Below are 18,011 nucleotides of genomic sequence, written 5' to 3'. Positions count from 1 at the left end.
CGGCGGCTCCGCAGGGAACCGCCGCGCGCGCCGCCCGGCCCCGCCGCACGGCGGGGCGACGAAAGGGGTACGACCATGGCGGTGGGCGACCACACCGTTGCGGTGATCGGCGCGGGCAAGATCGGCGAGCTGATGCTCTCCGGGCTGCTGCGCTCCGGCTGGCCGGTCGGGCGGCTGCTGGCCACGGCCCGGCGGCCGATCCGGGCCGAGGAGCTGGCCACCCGCTACGGCGTACGGGTGGTCGACAACCTGACCGCCGTCGGCGAGGCCGACGTGCTGGCCGTCTCCGTCAAGCCGCAGGACGCCGCCGCCCTGCTCGACGAGATCGGGCCGAAGGTGCCCGCCGACAAGCTGGTCATCTCGCTCTGCGCCGGCCTGCCGACCAGCTTCTTCAACCGGCGGCTGCCGGAGGGCACTCCGGTGGTGCGGGTCATGACCAACACCCCGGCCCTGGTCGACCAGGCGATGAGCGCGATCTCGGCCGGCGCCCACGCCACCGGCGAGCACCTCGCCCTGGCCGAGGAGATGTTCACGCCGCTGGGCGCGACCGTCCGGGTCCCCGAGTCCCAGCAGGATGCCGTCACCGCCCTGTCCGGCTCCGGGCCGGCCTACTTCTACCTGCTGGTCGAGGCGATGATCGACGCCGGCATCCTGCTCGGCCTGCCCCGCCAGGTCGCCCACGACCTGATCGTGCAGACCGCGATCGGCTCGGCGGTCATGCTGCGCGACTCCGGCGAGCACCCGGTCAAGCTGCGCGAGGCGGTCACCTCGCCCGCCGGCACCACCATCTCCGCCATCCGCGAGCTGGAGAACCACGGCGTACGCGCGGCGATGCTCGCGGCCCTCGAAGCGGCCCGCGACCGGGCCCGGGAACTGGCCGCCCAGTCCGAGTGAGGTCGGCAGCCGATGTCGGACGCAGGGGCTGACGACATTCCAGACCTCGGCCCGCTGCCCAAGCGCATCGCGGTCGACGTGGACCAGGTGCGCCGGCTCGTCGCCGGCCAGTTCCCGCACTGGGCCGATTTGCCGGTCGAGCGGGTCGCCAACGGCGGCTGGGACAACTGGACCTTCCACCTGGGCTCCGGGATGTCGGTGCGCCTGCCGAGCGCGTTCGAGTACGCCGAGGCGGTCGACAAGGAACACCGGTGGCTCCCCGTGCTCGCCCACCGTCTCCCGCTGTCAATCCCCACCCCGCTGGCGAAGGGCGAGCCCGGCGAGGGCTACCCGTACGCGTGGTCGGTCTACCGCTGGCTCGACGGCGAGACGGCGCGGGTGGACCGCATCGCCGACCCGGTCCGGTTCGCGCTCGACCTGGCCGAGTTCGTCGTGGCACTACAGGGCGTCGACACCGCTGACGGCCCCCGCCCGGGCCGGCACAACTGGTATCGGGGCGGCACCCTGCGCACCTACGTCGGGCAGGCCCGCCGAGCGCTCACGGAACTTGACGGACGGATCGACGTCGGCCTGGCAAGCGAGATCTGGAGACGCGCGCTGGACGCGCGCTGGGACGGTGCGGAGCGCTGGTTCCACGGTGACCTCGCGCAGGGAAACCTCCTGCTCGACGACGGGCAGCTCGCGGCGGTCATCGACTTCGGGACCTGCGGCGTCGGCGACCCGTCCTGTGACCTGGCGGTCGCCTGGACGCTGCTGACCGCCGACGGCCGGCGGGCGTTCCGACAGCGGCTGTCCGTCGATGACGCGACCTGGGCGCGCGGGCGTGGCTGGGCGCTCTGGAAGACGCTTGTCAATTACGCCAATGCGCTGGACGACGGCGAGGCGGCGGCGAGCTCACGGAGGATCCTCGACGAGATCTTCGCCGAGTACGCCGAGGGCGACAAGTCGGTGAGCACCTGCGCCGACCAGGCGCCCCTCGTCCGGACGCCGCCGCTGCCTTGAGAACTGGAATGGCGTCGATCTTCCGGGTGCCGAGGCTCTCCCAGCAGATGCCGGGGCCAGCGCGACGGGAGGGGGTCCGTAGGGCAGCCCTCCGCCGGGTCGGCCTACCCTCCTGTGGCTCCTACAGAGCTGCCCCGTTTGTGCTACCGGCGCGGCGAAGCCGACAGCACCAGGCCGTCGCACGGTGACCGCCCCAAGAAGCTCGGTAGCTCAGCGATCTTGGTACGAAACGGCCCCCAGAGGGGCCGAAATCTACCAAGATCTACTAATGGCGGGCACCCATGTTCACCTCGCCGGCGGTGATGAGTTGTCCTGCGCCGATGAAGCGGCGGGCAACCAACCCCTCTGTGCCAAGATTATGAGAGGCAAGATTTACTCTTGAAACGTTGAGCTGAGGGCGAGCGAGGAGACCACCACCGGTGGGTTCGAACAGTGAGGTGCCTGACCCGGAGGTTCCGGCGAAGGCGAGGTCCTCCGTTGCAGCGTGCCGGCGGTCAACTGATCTCCGGCATGGCAGCGAGTTTCGTGACTGAACTGACGATGAAGCTGGGCAATGACGGCGAGCTGTACGAGCCCATCGCTGATCGCGGCGACGAATACTGCGCCCTCGCCTACGACCTGGACAGCTGGCTGAACCCAACACAGAGCTGAGCGGCGGTTTGTCCCGCTAGCGGTTGCGGCGGGCCCGACTGTGGTTCGATCACCACCCAGCCCTCCTTGCAGGCGTCCACGCCCAGCACCCGTAGCTCGCTCACGCCACCGACCGTAGGCTGTCGTGATCGCCGATCGCCACGTCCGAAAGGTCAGCGTGATGTGAGACCGCGCAACTGGGACGGCGGGCGGGCCTGCCCCTGCCGCTGGAGATCCGCCACGACGAGTACACCGTCGACATCCCGGAGAACCGGATCCTCGCCACCGCGATCGACCGGATGCTGCGCGTACCCGGGGTCGACGCCGTGTCCCGGCGGATGCGGCGACACCTCGCCGCGCGGCTGGCCGGCGTCACCCGGCTGCGCACCGGGGAGCCCGCGCCGCAGTGGCGCCGGACCCGGCTCAACGAGCGGCTCGTCGTCGCGCTTCGGCTCGCCGAGTCGGTGCTCGCCGACGCCTCCATCGAGGCGGGCCGGGGCGGCGTCCTGGCCAACGGCTTCCTGCTCGACATGTGGCGGGTGTACGAGAATTTCCTCTCGGTCGCGCTCCGCGCGGCGATCGAGTCCAGGTTTGGCGGCACGGTCACCTTCCAGGCACGTCACCACCTGGACGACCGGCGCCGCCTGGAACTGCGACCGGACATCGTGTGGCAGCGTGGCCGGGCCGAGGTGGGTGCGGTGGTGGATGCCAAGTACAAGGCCGACACGGCCCGTGAGGACGCCTACCAGATGCTCGCCTACTGCGTCGCCTACGGGTTGAGTCGCGGGCATCTGGTCTACGCCTTCGGTGAGCACCCGCCGGCGCGGCATGTCGTCCGTAACGCCGAGGTCGAGATCGTCTGTCACACGCTCGACCTGGCCGTCGATCCCGCTCAGCTCCTCGCACGCATCCGAGTCCTGGCCGACGAGGTCACCCGTGAGGGTCCTGCCTAGATGGTCGCGCGCCGCAGGGCTCCCGGGCTTCCGTCGTAGGTTGGTCGGGACCGACACCCCTGCGGGAGACGAGACCTGTGCCCCATACTGGCGCGGTGTTCACCCTCGCCCAGGCGCGCTACCTCGTGGCCACCCTGCAACCGCGCATCGACGAGCTGATCCGGCTCCGCGCCGACCTCGCCGAGCTGCGCGCCGACCTCGCCGACGGCGGGCTGAGTCCGCTCGGCGGCCTCGCCGAGGTCAAGAGCCTGGAGGCCCGGCTGCACGGGGTCGTGGACGAGCTGCACGAGCACGACATCCAGGTCAAGGGCATCGCCCCGGTGCTGCTGGACTTCCCCGGCGAGCGGGCCGGCCGCCCGGTGCTGTGGTGCTGGCTGGAGGGCGACTCCGACGTGCGTTGGTACCACCGCGTCGAATGCGGCTTCGCCGGCCGCCGCCGGGTGTGAACGGAGGGTCAGCGCAGGGTGGCCAGCGCCGTCGGCGAGACGTTGCCGCCGCTGAGCACCAGCACCACCCGGGTGCCCGGCGCGGCGGTGACCAGACCGGTGCGCAGCGCGGCGTAGGTGACAGCGGCGGACGGCTCGACCAGGAGCTTCGTCGCGTCCAGCAGCTCCCACCAGGCGCCCCAGATCGCGTCCTCGGCGACCTCCACCATGTCGTCCACCAGGGCCCGGATGTGGGCCAGGGTGTGCCGGCCGGCGAAGGGCGCGGCCAGCCCGTCCGCCATCGACCGCGGCGGCGTCGCCGGGGCCGCGCCCCCGGTGCGCAGGGCATGGCCGACGGCGTTGGCGGTGGCCGGCTCCACCCCGACGATCCGCGCGGCCGGCGCCGCCGCCCGCACCGCCGCGGCCACCCCGCTGATCAGCCCACCGCCGCCCACCGGCACCAGGACCAGCCCCGGCGGCGGTCCGTCGGCCACGATCTCCCGGCCGATGGTGGCCTGGCCGGCGATGACGTCCAAGTCGTCGAACGGCGGCAACAGGTGGTACCCCCGTTGCGTCGCAAGGGCCTCGCAGGTGCCGAGCAGGTCGTCGGTGAGTACGACCTCCCCGCCGTACCGGCGGACCGCCTCGATCTTCGTCGGCACCGCGTGCGGCGGCATGCAGACCACGGTGGGCAGGGCGTACGCCTGACCGGCGTACGCCACGGCCATCGCGTGGTTGCCCGCCGAGAAGGCGGCCAGGCCGGCCGGCCGACCGGCCCGTTCGGTGAGCGCGAGCAGCGCGTTGAGCACGCCGCGCGCCTTGAAGCTGCCGGTGTGTTGCAGGTTCTCGGCCTTGACCCACAGGTCGAGGCCGTACTCGTCGCCGATGGGCGGGCAGGCCAGCAGCGGCGTGCGGACCACCCGCCCGCCGATCCGCCGCTGCGCCGCCGTGATGTCGTCCGCGCTCACCAACTGCACACGGCGCAGCCTAGCCGCCACCCGCACCGTCGCGCCCCCTGCGCACCCCCACGGAGTACGGTCCGGGCATGGTCACCGTTGCCACCGCCGGCCCGAAGGCCCGCGCCCGGCCGGCTCAGCGGCGTGGTGCCGCCTCCAGGGGCCACTGCGTGCTGACCGTCTTGTCGATGCCCCGCCGGTCGAAGGAGAGCTGGAGACCCCGGGCCTGCTCGGCGTGCCAGCCGACCTGAGCCTGGTGCAGGGCGTCCGGCCGCAGCCGCGCGATGCGCTCGTGCCGGGCCGCGATCGACCGGGCCAGCTCGGCTGCCGCCCGCGCGTCGCTGGCCGCGTCGTGGGCGTTGTCCAGCGTGACCTCGTAGTACCGGCACAGGTCGCCCAGCTGCCGGCGGCCGTACCAGCGGGGTTCGACCTGCTGGTGCAGCACTGACGGGTCGATGACGACGGCCCGGTCCCAGTCGATGGCGGGCAGGCCGTGCCGGGCCAGCTCGGTGTGCAGCGCCGTCACGTCGTACGGGGCGCAGAAGGCCACCAGCGGCGTGGAGTCGGCGATCAGCTTGGCGATGGCCGTGCCCAGCTCCGCGAGCGCCTCCCGGGCCGGCCGGCCGCCGGCGCGCACCATCTCGTCGGTGATGCGGTGCCGGGCCGTCGCGTCGGCGGGGATCGGCACGCCCGGGTCGACGAGCCACTCCCGCGTCGTGCCGTCGGAGTGCACCAGTGCCGCGGAGACGATCCGGGTTTCCATCGGCTCGGGCAGCGTGCCCTCCAGGTCGAAGCCGACGACCGGCAGGTCGTGCCAGCCGCCGTGGCGTCCCACCGGCGGCGCGACCCGGGCCGGGACACACCCGTTGTGGTACGTGCTCCAGATTCCGCTGACGCTGGCGCGCTGGCCGGCGCCGGCCTCCACCGGGGCATGGCAGGTGGCGCAACGCCCGGCGTACTTGTTGATCACTGAGGTGTCTCCTGTGGGTGTTGGCGAACCAGGAGACGATCTTCGGGTACGCGCCCGGCGGGTGCCCCGCCGCACACGCCGACGAACGGGCCGATCTCCGCCCCTTGTGGACATTCACGCGTGCCGCGCATGCGTGCCGTGCCCTGCCGTGCGTGCATGCCGTGCCCTGCCGTGCGTGCGTGCCGTGCGTGCCGGGCGTGCGGGTGAGGGGGGTGCCCTTCTCTACCCCAGGCGTTAACAAGGGACCCTTCCTTGCACTCGACCCCTACCGGTGCACCCCTGTTAGGCATCGGTGATCTTCCATTTACCCTGCACTTGGTGATATCTATCTCTCACCACCACTTCCCACCCCCAGGAGTGCGACGTGCGGAGATCCCGTCTCGTTACCCTCGCCGTGAGCCTCGCGGCGTCCATCGGCGCCACGCTCACGCTGGCCGTCCCCGCCCAGGCGGCGGCCACCGACCGCTACGTCGCCCTCGGCGACTCGTACGCCTCCGGCGTCGGCGCCGGCAGCTACACCTCGGAGAGCGGTTCCTGCAAGCGCAGCACCAACGCGTATCCGGCGCTGTACAACACCAACATCAAGCCCGCGTCGTACAAGTCGGTGGCCTGTTCCGGGGCGACCACCACGGACGTGATCAACAACCAGCTCTCCGCGCTGTCGTCGACCACCACGCTGGTCAGCGTCACCATCGGCGGCAACGACGTCGGCTTCGTCAACATCATGACCACCTGCGTGCTCTATGGCGAGAGTCAGTGCGTGGCCGCCGTGCAGGCCGCCGAGGACAAGGCTCGCGCCGAGCTGTCCGGGAAGCTCGCCAAGGTCTACAGCGGAATCAAGGCCAAGGCGCCATCGGCGCGGGTCGTGGTGGTCGGCTACCCGGTCTTCTACCAGCTCGGCACCGTCTGCATCGGCCTGAGCGCGGCCTCCCACGCGAAGATCAACGAGGGCATCAACCTGGTGGACGACATCACCCGCAGCGCCGCGACCTCGGCCGGCTTCACGTTCGCCGATGTCCGGTCCATCTTCGTCGGGCACCAACTGTGCAGCTACGGCGAGAAGTGGCTGCACGCGCTCAACTTCGCCAACATCGGCGTCTCGTACCACCCGACGGCGGCCGGCCAGTCCGGCGGCTACTACCCGGTGTTCCGCTCCGCCGCCGGCTGACCTGCTGCGCCGCCGGCTGACCCGGCGAGTCACCCGTCCCTGATCGACCCCGCTGGGCCCGGGGCGGCTTCCGCCGCCCCGGGCCCGTTCGCGTCCATGCCTCTGACGGTCGGTCGAGTGATCCACTCCAGGTCGGCGACATGGGGGCATCCGGGCGGCGCGGACCCCGCCATGCCGGCGACCCGGAGTCGATCAAGCGAGCGCCATCCGGAGTCGATCAAGCGAGCGCGACCCGGCCGGCCGGGCTCGACCCGGTCAGGGCTCGACGCGGTCAGGGCTCGACCAGCGCGTCGCCTTTTGCTGATCGACGCACGTGCATCTTGACGAACTGATGACGGCGTGAGTAGCGTCTCACCATCCTTTTGGAAAGTTTCCTAACTGTTTGGGGAGCCGCCACATGAAGAGATCGCTCCGCCGGGCCCTCTGGGCCGGTGCCGTGGTCGCGGTGACCGTCGCGGCGGTCCCGGTGACCTCGGCGTTCGGCGCCGGGAGTGTGACCACCACGTTCGCCAAGGCGCAGGACTGGGGGACCGGCCACGAGACGCGGGTTACCGTCACCAACGGCTCCGCCGCCAGCGTCAGCACCTGGCGCATCGAGTTCGACCTGCCCGCCGGCACCACCATCAGCACCTTCTGGGACGCCGACGTCACCAGCAGCGGCAACCACTACGTCGCGGTGAAGAAGAGCTGGGCCGGCCCGCTCGCCCCCGGGACGACCTTCAGCTGGGGCTACAACGGCACCGGGGCCTACCGGGCGCCGCTGAACTGCACCATCAACGGCGCGCCGTGCGGCGGGGGCACCACCCCGACCACGAGCGCCCCACCGCCCACCACAGCCCCGCCCACCACCGCGCCCCCCACGACCGCCCCGCCCACCACGCCGCCGCCGACCACGCCCCCGCCCACCGGCGGCAAGAAGGTCGTCGGATACTTCGCCGAGTGGGGCGTCTACGGCCGCAACTACCACGTCAAGAACATCCACACCAGCGGCTCCGCCGCGAAGCTGACCCACATCCTGTACGCCTTCGGCAACACCACCGGCGGTCGCTGCACCATCGGCGACAGCTACGCCGACTACGAGAAGGCGTACACCGCGGCCGACAGCGTCGACGGCGTCGCGGACACCTGGGACCAGCCGCTGCGCGGCAGCTTCAACCAGCTGCGCAAGCTGAAGAAGATGTACCCGAACCTCAAGGTCATCTGGTCCTTCGGCGGCTGGACCTGGTCGGGCGGCTTCACCCAGGCGGCGCAGAACCCGACCGCGTTCGCCGAGAGCTGCTACAACCTGGTCGAGGACCCGCGCTGGGCCGATGTCTTCGACGGCATCGACGTCGACTGGGAGTACCCGAACGCCTGCGGCCTCACCTGCGACACCAGCGGGCCGAACGCGTTCAAGAGCGTGGTCTCCGCGCTGCGGTCGAAGTTCGGCTCGTCGGCGCTGGTCACCGCCGCGATCACCGCCGACGGCAGCAACGGCGGCAAGATCGACGCCACCGACTACGCCGGGGCGGCCGGCCAGCTCAACTGGATCATGCCGATGACGTACGACTACTTCGGCGCCTTCAACGCGCAGGGCCCCACCGCCCCGCACTCCCCGCTCTACTCCTACGACGGCATCCCGCAGGCGGGCTTCAACTCCGACGCCGCGATCCAGAAGCTCAAGGGCAAGGGCGTCCCGGCCGACAAGCTGCTGCTCGGCATCGGCTTCTACGGCCGGGGCTGGACCGGGGTCACCCAGTCCGCGCCGGGTGGCACCGCCACCGGGGCGGCCCCGGGCACCTACGAGGCCGGCATCGAGGACTACAAGGTGCTCAAGAACACCTGCCCGGCCACGGGCACGGTCGGCGGCACCGCGTACGCCAAGTGCGGCAGCAACTGGTGGAGCTACGACACCCCGTCGACCATCGGCGGCAAGATGACGTACGCGAAGAACCAGGGTCTCGGCGGCGCCTTCTTCTGGGAGCTCTCCGGCGACACCACCAACGGCGAGCTGATCGGCGCGATCCGCGGCGGCCTCGGCTGAGGCAAGGAAGGGCCCCCTGTTAACGCATTCTGTATAGCAAGGGTCCCCTGCAAACACGCCGGGCCCGGGAGTCGCCGCTCGTGCGGTTCCCGGGCCCGACGCTCGGCCCGGCGCGGTGCGGCATGCCCCGGCCCGGTGTGGGCGCGGCGCGGGGGTGATGTGTCAGACTCGCCCATCGGCGGGTCCCGGTGCCGGGGCCGAGAGGAGGGACGGATGGACGTGACGAACACCAGGGCGGCCACCAGGGCGGCGCTGGTCGCGACACTCGCGATCATCCCGTTCGCCCTGCTCGGCTGCGGCAGCGACGACGAGGAGCCCGCCGAGCAGCCCGGTCGGGCCCCCGCCGAGGAGGCCGCCGCGAAGTCCCGGGAGCGGGTGCAGGCGTACCTCGACGCGATGATCGCCAAGGACGTGGCCGCCGGGCGCGGCCAGCTCTGCGCCCCCGCCCAGGAGGGCTTCGACGCCGCCGCGACCGGCCCGAACGGCGACTTCGCCGACCACTTCACCGTGTCCGGGGCGACGATCACCGACGTCCGCGCCGGTGCCGGCGGGCAGGAGGTCAGCACGGAGATCACCGTGACCGCCGGCTCCCGCAAGGCCACCCGGCCGCTGCTGTTCACCGTCACCCGCAGTGGCGCCGACTGGTGCGTCGCGCGCGAGGCGCCGGGCGGGAACACCCCGGAGCCGTCGGTCACCCCCTGACCACGCTCCGGGCCGGCGGTGATCTTCCAACTGCCGGAAACCGTCCCCCTCGCCCGTCGGTGGCTGCGGCGGTCGCCGTACGCTTTCCGTCATGCGCCATGAGTGGCATCAGCTGAGCCATCCCGCCGTGGGCAGCCCCGGCCTGCAGACCAGCCGCCCGACCGTCGATTCCGCCGAGGACGCCGCCCTCGGCCTGGACCGCTGGCGGGACCTCCCCCGCGCGCAGGTCCCGCCGTGGCCGGACCAGGCCCAGGCCGCCGAGGTATGCAAGGTGCTCGACACCGTGCCGTCGGTCGTCGCGCCGTACGAGGTCGACCAGTTGCGGCGCAAGCTCGCCCTGGTCTGCGAGGGCAAGGCGTTCCTGCTCCAGGGCGGCGACTGCGCCGAGACCTTCGCCGACAACACCGAGAGTCACCTGCTGGCCAACGCCCGCACCCTGCTCCAGATGGCGATCGTGCTCACCTACGGCGCGTCCCTGCCGGTGGTCAAGGTCGCCCGGGTCGCCGGGCAGTACACCAAGCCCCGGTCGCTGCCGACCGACGCCCGCGGGCTGCCGGCCTACCGCGGCGACCTGATCAACTCGCTGGAGGCCACGCCGGAGGCGCGGGTCGCCGACCCGCAGCGCATGATCCGGGCGTACGCGAACTCGGCCGCCGCGATGAACATGCTCCGGGCGTACCTGGCCGGCGGGCTGGCCGACCTGCACGCGGTGCACGACTGGAACAAGGGCTTCGTCAAGAGCTCCCCGGCGGGCGAGCGCTACGAGGCGATCGCCCGGGAGATCGACCGGGCCATCGCCTTCATCCGGGCCTGCGGGATGACCGAGGACGACGCGCTGCGTACGGTCACCCTCTACTGCTCCCACGAGGCCCTGGCGTTGGAGTACGACCGGGCGCTCACCCGGGTCTCCGGCACCCGGGCGTACGGGCTGTCCGGGCACTTCCTGTGGATCGGCGAGCGCACCCGGCAGATCGACGGGGCGCACATCGACTTCATCTCCCGCATCGCCAACCCGATCGGCGTGAAGCTCGGCCCGACCACCACTCCCGACGAGGCGATCGAGCTCTGCGAGAAGCTCAACCCGGAGAACGTCCCCGGCCGGCTCACGCTGATCAGTCGGATGGGCAACCACAAGGTCCGCGACACCCTGCCGCCGATCGTGGCGAAGGTCACCGCCGCCGGTGCCAAGGTGGTCTGGCAGTGCGACCCGATGCACGGCAACACCCACGAGTCGTCCAACGGCTACAAGACGCGGCACTTCGACCGGATCGTCGACGAGGTGCTCGGCTACTTCGAGGTGCACCGGGGCCTGGAGACCCACCCGGGCGGCCTGCACGTCGAGCTGACCGGCGAGGACGTCACCGAGTGCCTCGGGGGCGCGCAGGGCATCGAGGACCTGGACCTGCCCGACCGGTACGAGACCGCCTGCGACCCGCGGCTGAACACCCAGCAGTCGTTGGAGCTGGCGTTCCTCGTGGCGGAGATGCTCCGTGGCTGAGCTTGCGAGCCCCGCAGTCGGTGGCCGAAGGGGGCACGGTGGCTGACGGACCGGCGGGCGCGAGCGAAGGGCTGGTCGTCGACCTGCGGTCGGACACCGTGACCCGGCCCACCGCCGGGATGCGGGCGGCGATGTCCGCCGCCGAGGTCGGCGACGACGTCTATGGCGAGGACCCGACGGTCAACGCCCTCGAGGCCGAGGTCGCCGCGCTGTTCGGGCACGAGGCGGCGCTGTTCGCCCCGACGGGTTCGATGGCCAACCAGATCGCCCTGCAACTGGTGGTGCCGCCGGGCGACGAGTTGCTCTGCGACGCCGACGCGCACGTGGTGACGTACGAGATCGGCGCGGCGGCGGCGTACGGCGGGATCTCGTCGCGGACGTGGCCGGCGGCCGGCGCGGGCCTCGACCCCGACGTGGTCGCCGGGATGGTCCGGCCGGACGGCTACTTCGCGGTGCCGACGCGGGCGATCGCCGTGGAGCAGACCCACAACCGGGGCGGCGGCGGGGTGATCCCCCTGGCCACGCTGCGCGAGCTGCGCCGGGTCGCCGACGCCGACGGGCTCGCCCTGCACTGCGACGGGGCCCGGATCTGGCACGCCCACGTGGCCGACCGGGTGCCCCTGGCGGAATACGGCGGGCTGTTCGACACCCTGTCCGTCTGCCTGTCCAAGGGCCTCGGCGCGCCGGTCGGCTCGCTCGTGGTGGGCAGCGCGGAGCGGATCGGGCGGGCCCGGACGATCCGCAAGCGGATGGGCGGCGGGATGCGTCAGGCCGGCGTGCTCGCCGCCGCCGGCCGGTACGCCCTCGCCCACCACGTCGACCGGCTCGCCGACGACCACGCGAAGGCCGCCCGCCTGGCGGAGGCCGTCGCCCCGTTCGGGGTGCTCGCCTCGCCGGTGCGCACGAACCTGGTCCCGCTCGACCTGACCAAGACCGAGCTGGACGCGCGGGGCCTGGCCGCTGCCGCCCGGGCCGAAGGCGTGCTGATCTCGGTGCTCGGCCCGCGCCTCGCCCGCCTGGTCACCCACTTCGACGTCGACGACGACGCGATCGACCGCGCCGCCGCCGTCCTGGCGGCCCTCCTGCGCCGCTGACCCGTCGACCCGCCGGTCAGGGGTGTAGGCGGGTGAGGGTGGCGATGTCGGCGGCGTGGCCCTCGTGCTTCTCCGTCGGGGTCTCCACCACGATCGGGACGCCCGCCGTGGCGGGGTGGGTCATCAGCTCGGCGAACGCCGGCTCGCCGATGCTGCCCTTGCCGATGTTCTCGTGTCGGTCCCGGGTCGAGCCGCACAGGTCCTTCGAGTCGTTGGCGTGCACCAGCCGCAGCCGGTCGAGCCCCACCGTGGCCACCAGCGTGTCCAGGCAGGCCGTCATCCCGCCCTCGGCGGCCAGGTCGTGCCCGGCGGCCCACGCGTGGCAGGTGTCGAAGCAGACGCCGAGGCCGGGGTGACGGTCCACCGCGTCCAGGTAGGGGCCGAGGTGCTCCACCCGGGAGGCCAGCGACCGACCGCCGCCCGCGCTCGGCTCCACCAGCAGCAGCGGGCCGCCCTCCGCCATCGTCTCGTCGAGCAGCGGCAGCAGCGTTTCGCGCACCTGGCGCATGGCCGCGTCGGCGTGCCCGGCGTCGACCGCGCTGCCGGCGTGGAAGACCACGCCCCGGGCGCCGATCGCCCGGCCCCGGCGCAGCGCGTGCGCCAGGGTCTGCGCCGACCGTTCGACCGTGGCCGGGGTGGGCGAGCCCAGGTTGACCAGCAGGGACGCGTGGATGAACACGGGCACCCCGCGCGCGGCGCAGCCGTCGCGGAACAGCGCGTCCTGGGCCGGGTCGCCCGCCGGCAGCGCCCAGCCCCGGGAGTTGGACACGTAGACCTGGACGACCTCGGAGGCGGCGGCGTCGACGTACGGCAGGGCGGCTTTCGCCAGTCCACCCGAGGCCGGGGTGTGCGAGCCGACCGGGCGGCGGAGTTCGGGTGCGGACGCGTTCACAGGCAGACGATCGTGACGGGGGTGCCCGGCGGCACCGGCGTGTTCTCTCCCGGGTTCTGGACCCGGACGGTGCCGTTGGGGTTGAACTGCACGTTCACCGGTAGGCCCTGGCCCTCCAGTTGCTGCTTGGCCTGCTGGCAGGGCAGGTCGACCACCCGGGGTACGACGACCTGCGGCGGCCCCTCGCTGACGTCGAGCTTGACCTGGGCGCCCTTCTCCACGCCGGTGCCGTTGGCGGGGCTCTGCCCGAGGATCTCGTCGCGCGGCTTGTCCGACTTCTTGTACGTCTCCACCGGCACCAGGCCGAGCTGGGCCAGGGCGGTGCGGGCCTCGGCGAGGTTCTTGCCGACCAGGTTGGGCACCGAGATCGGGGCCTTGCCCTTGCTGAGGATGACGGTGACCTTCGCACCGGGCTTCACCTCGGTGCCGACCTTCGGGTCGGTGGCCACCACCACGCCCTCGGGCAGGTTGTCGTCGTAGCGGGAGCCGCCCTTGGCCACCACCAGTTCGGCGTTGAGCAGGTCGGCCTCGGCCAGCTCGAAGTCCTTGCCGACCACGTCGGGCACGGGGAGCCGTTCCGGGCCCCGGGACAGGGTGAGGGTGATCGTGCCGCCCTTGACGATCCGGGCCGCCGAGGCCGGATCCTGCGCCAGCACGGCGTCGCGGGGGACCTTCTCGTCGTAGCGGGGCTCGGCGAAGCGCAGCACGAACCCGCCCCGGCTCGCCTGCCCCTCCGCCGCGACCTTGTCGAGGCCGACCAGCTCCGGGGCCACCGTGTACCGGCCCATCCCGAACCACCAGCCGGTGATCGCGGCGACCAGGCCGAGGACCACCACGGCCGCCAGGACGCTCTTGCGGCTGCGCGGGTCGCCCATGATCCGGGTACGCAGCGCGGCGAGCCCCGCCATCGGCCCCTCGGCCTGCGGGGCGGCCCGACGCCGGTGCGGGCGCTGCGGCTCGGCCTCGGGCAGCCGCGCCCAGGCGGGGCGCTGCGCCGGCCGGACCGCCGCCACCGCCATGGTCGGCTGCGCCATCGCGCTGGTCTCGTCGGCCACCGGGCGCAGCACGGCCGTGTGCGTGTTCGCGTTGCCCAGGTCGTCGCGGGCCACCTGCACCTCGGCCAGCAGGGCGCCGGCGTCGGTGGGGCGCGCGCCCGGGTCGCGGCGGGTGGCCCGGGCGACCAGGTCGTCGAGCACCCGGGGCAGGCCGGGCACCAGCGTCGACGGGGCCGGCACGTCCCGGTCGACGTGCTGCCAGGCGACGTCCACCGGGCGGTCGCCGTCGTAGGGGACCCGGCCGGTGAGCATCTCGAACAGCACGATGCCGGCCGAGTACACGTCGGTGCGGGTGTCGGAGCGGCCGTCGCTGACCAGCTCCGGGGCCACGTACGCCACGGTGGCCATGAGCTGGTTGCCCGGCTCCTCCTCGGCGCTGGCCTCCACTGCCCGGGCCAGCCCGAAGTCGGCGACCTTGACGACGCTGTCGACCAGGTTGGCCACGCCGCCGGTGGGCGCCTCGGCGACCAGCACGTTCTCCGGCTTGACGTCGCGGTGCACCATGCCGGCGCGGTGCGCGGCGGCGACCGCGGCGAGCATCTGCTCCATGATCGCCAGCGCCTCGTCGGGGTTGAGCCGGCGCCGCTCGGCGAGCACGTCGCGTAGGGTCCGGCCGCGCACGTACTCCATCACCAGGTACGGCAGGCCGCCGTGGGTGCCCTGGTCGTAGACCGCCACCACGTTCGGGTGGGTCAGCCGGGCGATGGTCTTCGCCTCGTCGGTGAAGCGCGCCAGGAACCCGGCCAGCCGGGCCCGCGACTCGGGGGCCTGGGTCGGGTGAATGATCTTGACTGCGACGGTGCGCTCCAGGCGCTCGTCGGTGGCGGTGTACACGGTCGCCATGCCACCACGGGCCACGCGACCGCGAATGCGGTAGCGCCCGTCGAGCAGCGAGCCCAGCAACGTGTCGGCGACCTGTGTGTCCATCGGCAGGCAGTCTATGTCTCCGGAGGGTGGAGGTTGCATCGGATGCTACAGCCGGATGGCGATGCACCCGCCACGCCGCGCGCGTGGCCGGCCCCGGAGCCACCCGCCGGCCCTTCGCCCGCGGGGTCGAGGGGGGTGCCGCGCGCTGCGCCCGGGCGGGGGCGTGGCAGGGTGATCGGGTGACCGACTCCGTACCCTCCGGCCAGGCCGCCTCCGGCGCCGACCTCGCCGGCCCGACCGATCCGACCGGCTGGCTGGCCCTGCCGGACGTCGCCGAGCGCCTCGACCTGTCGATCAGCAAGGTCCACCAGATGATCCGGGACCGCGAGCTGCTCGCCGTGCGCCGCGACGGCGTGCGGCGCGTCCCCGCCGACCTGGTGGCCAACCACACCGTGCTCAAGCACCTGCCCGGAGTGCTCACCCTGCTCGCCGACGCCGGCTACGACGACGAGGCGGCGCTGCGCTGGCTCTACGAGCCCGACGAAACCCTCTCCGGGGGCACCCCGGCGGCCACGCTCGGCGGCGACCACGCCCGCGAGGTCAAGCGCCGCGCCCAGGCCCTCGGCTTCTGACCACTGCCGGCTGCGGACCTCCTCGGCCGCTGACGGGCGGCGGGGTCAGTCGGTGCGGCGGGTGGCGGCGATGGCCAGGTCCACCAGCGCCTGCCGGGCCTCGGTCTCCAGGTCGACGGCCGACAGCGCGGCGAGCGCCGTCTCGGTCAGCGCCGCGATCCGCTCCTCGGTGCGGGCCAGCGCGCCGGTCGAGGTGATCAGCTCGCGCAGCCGGGTCACCCCGGCGGCGTCCAGCTCCGGGTCGCCGAGCCGGTCCAGCAGCAGCGCGCGGCCCGCGTCGTCGCTCGCCGCCACGGCCGCCGCCACGAGGTACGTCCGCTTGCCCTCGCGCAGGTCGTCGCCGGCCGGCTTGCCGGTCTGCGCCGGGTCGCCGAAGACCCCCAGCACGTCGTCGCGGAGCTGGAACGCCTCGCCCAGCGGCAGCCCGTACGCCGAGTAGGCCGCCCGCACGTGGGCGGGCGCGTCGGCCAGCGCCGCGCCCAGCAGCAGCGGACGCTCGACGGTGTACTTGGCCGACTTGTACCGGGCGACCTTGCCCGCGCGCTCCACCGACGTGTCGCCGGTGGCCTGCGTGAGCACGTCGAGGTACTGCCCGACGGTGACCTCCGTGCGCATCTCGTCGAAGACGGGCCGGGCCCGGGCGACGACATGCGGGTCCAGCCCGGCGGAGTGCAGCAGTTCGTCGGACCAGACGAGGCAGAGGTCGCCGAGCAGGATCGCCGCCGCGTCGCCGAAGCCGTCGGCGTCGCCGCCCCAACCGGCCCTCCGGTGTCGGGCGGCGAACCGCCGGTGCACCGCCGGCTTGCCGCGCCGGGTGTCCGAACGGTCCATCAGGTCGTCGTGGATCAGCGCGCTGGCCTGCACGAGCTCCAGCGCGGCCAGGGCGGTCACCACCTGGTCGGCGTCGCCGCCACCCGCCCCCCGGAACCCCCAGTACGCGAACGCGGGGCGCAGCCGCTTGCCGCCGCCCAGCACGAACGCCTCGATCGCCTCGGCCACCGGCACCAGGGCCTCGTCTGCGGCCGTCAGCCAGGTGCGCTGGCCGGCCAGGAACTCGGCGAGGGCCTTGTCGATCCGCTGGCGCAGGCCGGCGCGGTCGACGGGGGACACGGGAGCAGCGTGGGTCACGCCCCGACGCTAGCGGGTCGCCCGGTGAGCTGCCGCATCGGCGGTGCGTGGCGCGCCGGGGTGAGCGGCCTCATGCCGGGGAGGCAGGGGTATCCGGGCGATGGGATACCGCCATGTCGCCGACGTGAAGTCGATCAAGATGAGTCCCGCCGCCCGGTCCGGGTCGCCTGCTGCAGGGCCCGGCCCTCGGCCCAGGGATCGAAGATTACGACTTGACGAACGGCGTGTTATCGCTCACAGTCGATGGTCAAGGACGACGACGCCTGCGGCTACCGGGCAAGCCCAACTCGTTGGTCCTGGATCGGGCGTGCGCCAGGCCTGCGTACGTCATGTTAGCGCTCACATCACGAAGCGTGCGGCCGTCCGTCGCGCTGCGCCCATTCGGGAGACCGTTCGGCTCTTGTCATGGAGGAGGATCATGTCTGCCTTTGGTAGATCGCCATCGATCGCACCGCCGCCAGTGCGGCGGCGCGGGTGGTTGCCGCGGGTCGTCGCCGCCGGCGTGTCGGCGGTGGTGCTCGGGGTCGCCGCCGCGGCCGTGGTGTCGTCGCCCGCCGCCGCGGCGACGGTCGACACGAACGCGTGGTACGTGCTGGTCAACCGCAACAGCGGCAAGGCCCTGGACGTCTACAACCTGGCCACGAACGACGGGGCGCGGATCACCCAGTGGACGCGTAACAACGGCAACCAGCAGCAGTGGCAGTTCGTGGACTCCGGTGGCGGCTACTACCGGCTGAAGTCGCGGCTGTCCGGCAAGGTGCTGGACGTCTACAACTTCTCCACCGCCAACGGCGCCAGCATCGTGCAGTGGACCGACGGCAACGGGACCAATCAGCAGTTCCGGTTGGCCGACTCCGACAGCGGCTACGTCCGGTTGATCAACCGGAACAGCAACAAGGTGGTCGAGGTGCAGGGCGCGTCGACCGCCGACGGCGGAAACATCGTGCAGTACGACGACTGGAACGGCAGCAACCAGCAGTGGCAGCTCGTCCGCGTCGACGGCGGAACCAACCCCACCACCCCGCCGCCGCCGACGACGCCCCCGCCCGGCACGTGCAGTCTGCCGTCGACGTACCGGTGGTCGTCGACCGGGGTGCTGGCGCAGCCGAGGTCGGGGTGGGT

The 18,011-nt window shown here is 72.7% G+C and carries 17 protein-coding genes; 12 read left to right on the top strand and 5 right to left on the bottom strand.

Annotation, left to right across the window (positions count from 1 at the left end):
• Positions 1-75: 75 nt before the first annotated feature.
• The 5 genes from proC (at position 76) to ACFT41_RS30055 (ending at position 3,925) form a co-directional block, all read left to right on the top strand.
• Positions 76-894 (top strand): pyrroline-5-carboxylate reductase, encoded by an 819-nt coding sequence (proC, locus tag ACFT41_RS30075; RefSeq protein WP_377590020.1) that lies wholly within the window; start codon positions 76-78, stop codon positions 892-894.
• Between the two features lie 12 nt (positions 895-906).
• A complete protein-coding gene (locus tag ACFT41_RS30070; RefSeq protein WP_377590013.1) occupies positions 907-1,896 on the top strand; it encodes an aminoglycoside phosphotransferase family protein in 990 nt (329 codons plus the stop codon).
• A 477-nt stretch (positions 1,897-2,373) separates the two neighbouring features.
• The gene (locus ACFT41_RS30065; protein ID WP_377590014.1) at positions 2,374-2,547 is read left to right on the top strand and encodes a hypothetical protein; all 174 of its coding nucleotides are present in this window, start codon (positions 2,374-2,376) and stop codon (positions 2,545-2,547) included.
• A gap of 176 nt (positions 2,548-2,723) precedes the next feature.
• Positions 2,724-3,479 carry an McrC family protein gene (locus tag ACFT41_RS30060; protein ID WP_377590021.1) on the top strand — a complete coding sequence of 252 codons (756 nt, stop codon included), beginning with the start codon at positions 2,724-2,726 and terminating at the stop codon, positions 3,477-3,479.
• A 95-nt stretch (positions 3,480-3,574) separates the two neighbouring features.
• Entirely contained in the window at positions 3,575-3,925 is a 351-nt protein-coding gene (locus ACFT41_RS30055) for a DUF2203 domain-containing protein (RefSeq protein WP_377590015.1), read from the top strand.
• Positions 3,926-3,933: 8 nt separating this feature from the next.
• Here ACFT41_RS30055 and ACFT41_RS30050 read toward each other — a convergent pair whose 3' ends face one another.
• Both ACFT41_RS30050 and ACFT41_RS30045 read right to left on the bottom strand, forming a co-directional pair.
• On the bottom strand, positions 3,934-4,881 hold the full coding sequence (locus ACFT41_RS30050; protein WP_377590016.1) for a threonine/serine dehydratase: 948 nt from the start codon (positions 4,879-4,881) through the stop codon (positions 3,934-3,936).
• Positions 4,882-4,996: 115 nt separating this feature from the next.
• Positions 4,997-5,830, bottom strand: a complete 834-nt coding sequence (locus ACFT41_RS30045; protein WP_377590017.1) for an exonuclease domain-containing protein — start codon at positions 5,828-5,830, stop codon at positions 4,997-4,999.
• Positions 5,831-6,194: 364 nt separating this feature from the next.
• Between ACFT41_RS30045 and ACFT41_RS30040 the strand changes: the two genes are divergently transcribed.
• The 5 genes from ACFT41_RS30040 (at position 6,195) to ACFT41_RS30020 (ending at position 12,315) form a co-directional block, all read left to right on the top strand.
• Positions 6,195-6,998, top strand: coding sequence for an SGNH/GDSL hydrolase family protein (locus tag ACFT41_RS30040; RefSeq protein WP_377590018.1), 804 nt, complete (start codon positions 6,195-6,197; stop codon positions 6,996-6,998).
• A 397-nt stretch (positions 6,999-7,395) separates the two neighbouring features.
• Complete coding sequence (locus ACFT41_RS30035; RefSeq protein WP_377614069.1) at positions 7,396-9,021, top strand: glycosyl hydrolase family 18 protein; 1,626 nt, start codon at positions 7,396-7,398, stop codon at positions 9,019-9,021.
• Between the two features lie 213 nt (positions 9,022-9,234).
• Positions 9,235-9,723, top strand: coding sequence for a hypothetical protein (locus tag ACFT41_RS30030; protein WP_377589870.1), 489 nt, complete (start codon positions 9,235-9,237; stop codon positions 9,721-9,723).
• Between the two features lie 91 nt (positions 9,724-9,814).
• Positions 9,815-11,221 (top strand): class II 3-deoxy-7-phosphoheptulonate synthase, encoded by a 1,407-nt coding sequence (locus tag ACFT41_RS30025; RefSeq protein WP_377589869.1) that lies wholly within the window; start codon positions 9,815-9,817, stop codon positions 11,219-11,221.
• A 38-nt stretch (positions 11,222-11,259) separates the two neighbouring features.
• Entirely contained in the window at positions 11,260-12,315 is a 1,056-nt protein-coding gene (locus ACFT41_RS30020; RefSeq protein ID WP_377589868.1) for a threonine aldolase family protein, read from the top strand.
• A 16-nt stretch (positions 12,316-12,331) separates the two neighbouring features.
• Here the strand turns inward: ACFT41_RS30020 and ACFT41_RS30015 are convergent, their stop codons facing one another.
• Together ACFT41_RS30015 and ACFT41_RS30010 are read right to left on the bottom strand one after the other, a co-directional pair.
• The gene (locus ACFT41_RS30015; RefSeq protein WP_377589867.1) at positions 12,332-13,207 is read right to left on the bottom strand and encodes a deoxyribonuclease IV; all 876 of its coding nucleotides are present in this window, start codon (positions 13,205-13,207) and stop codon (positions 12,332-12,334) included.
• Positions 13,204-15,189 carry a PASTA domain-containing protein gene (locus ACFT41_RS30010; RefSeq protein WP_377589866.1) on the bottom strand — a complete coding sequence of 662 codons (1,986 nt, stop codon included), beginning with the start codon at positions 15,187-15,189 and terminating at the stop codon, positions 13,204-13,206. Before ACFT41_RS30010 ends, ACFT41_RS30015 begins: the two co-directional genes overlap by 4 nt.
• A gap of 179 nt (positions 15,190-15,368) precedes the next feature.
• Here ACFT41_RS30010 and ACFT41_RS30005 point away from each other — a divergent pair, with 179 nt between their 5' ends.
• Complete coding sequence (locus tag ACFT41_RS30005) at positions 15,369-15,761, top strand: Rv2175c family DNA-binding protein (protein ID WP_377589865.1); 393 nt, start codon at positions 15,369-15,371, stop codon at positions 15,759-15,761.
• A 45-nt stretch (positions 15,762-15,806) separates the two neighbouring features.
• Here the strand turns inward: ACFT41_RS30005 and ACFT41_RS30000 are convergent, their stop codons facing one another.
• The gene (locus tag ACFT41_RS30000) at positions 15,807-16,889 is read right to left on the bottom strand and encodes a polyprenyl synthetase family protein (protein ID WP_377589864.1); all 1,083 of its coding nucleotides are present in this window, start codon (positions 16,887-16,889) and stop codon (positions 15,807-15,809) included.
• Between the two features lie 418 nt (positions 16,890-17,307).
• Between ACFT41_RS30000 and ACFT41_RS29995 the strand changes: the two genes are divergently transcribed.
• On the top strand, positions 17,308-18,011 hold a 704-nt coding region (locus tag ACFT41_RS29995; RefSeq protein WP_377614068.1), incomplete at its 3' end, for a non-reducing end alpha-L-arabinofuranosidase family hydrolase.

The organism is Micromonospora sp. NPDC057141, assembly GCF_042670805.1.
Lineage (GTDB): Bacteria > Actinomycetota > Actinomycetes > Mycobacteriales > Micromonosporaceae > Micromonospora.
The sequence above is the reverse complement of the archived record's forward strand: the minus strand, read 5'-3'. Positions and strand labels throughout refer to the sequence as shown.

Excerpts from the sequence above, each read along its gene's own strand:
- ACFT41_RS30025 (WP_377589869.1), top strand. The coding sequence starts at position 9,815 with ATGCGCCATGAGTGGCATCAGCTGAGCCATCCCGCCGTGGGCAGCCCC.
- ACFT41_RS30030 (WP_377589870.1), top strand. The coding sequence starts at position 9,235 with ATGGACGTGACGAACACCAGGGCGGCCACCAGGGCGGCGCTGGTCGCG.
- ACFT41_RS30070 (WP_377590013.1), top strand. The coding sequence starts at position 907 with ATGTCGGACGCAGGGGCTGACGACATTCCAGACCTCGGCCCGCTGCCC.
- ACFT41_RS30010 (WP_377589866.1), bottom strand. The coding sequence starts at position 15,189 with ATGGACACACAGGTCGCCGACACGTTGCTGGGCTCGCTGCTCGACGGG.
- proC (WP_377590020.1), top strand. The coding sequence starts at position 76 with ATGGCGGTGGGCGACCACACCGTTGCGGTGATCGGCGCGGGCAAGATC.
- ACFT41_RS30035 (WP_377614069.1), top strand. The coding sequence starts at position 7,396 with ATGAAGAGATCGCTCCGCCGGGCCCTCTGGGCCGGTGCCGTGGTCGCG.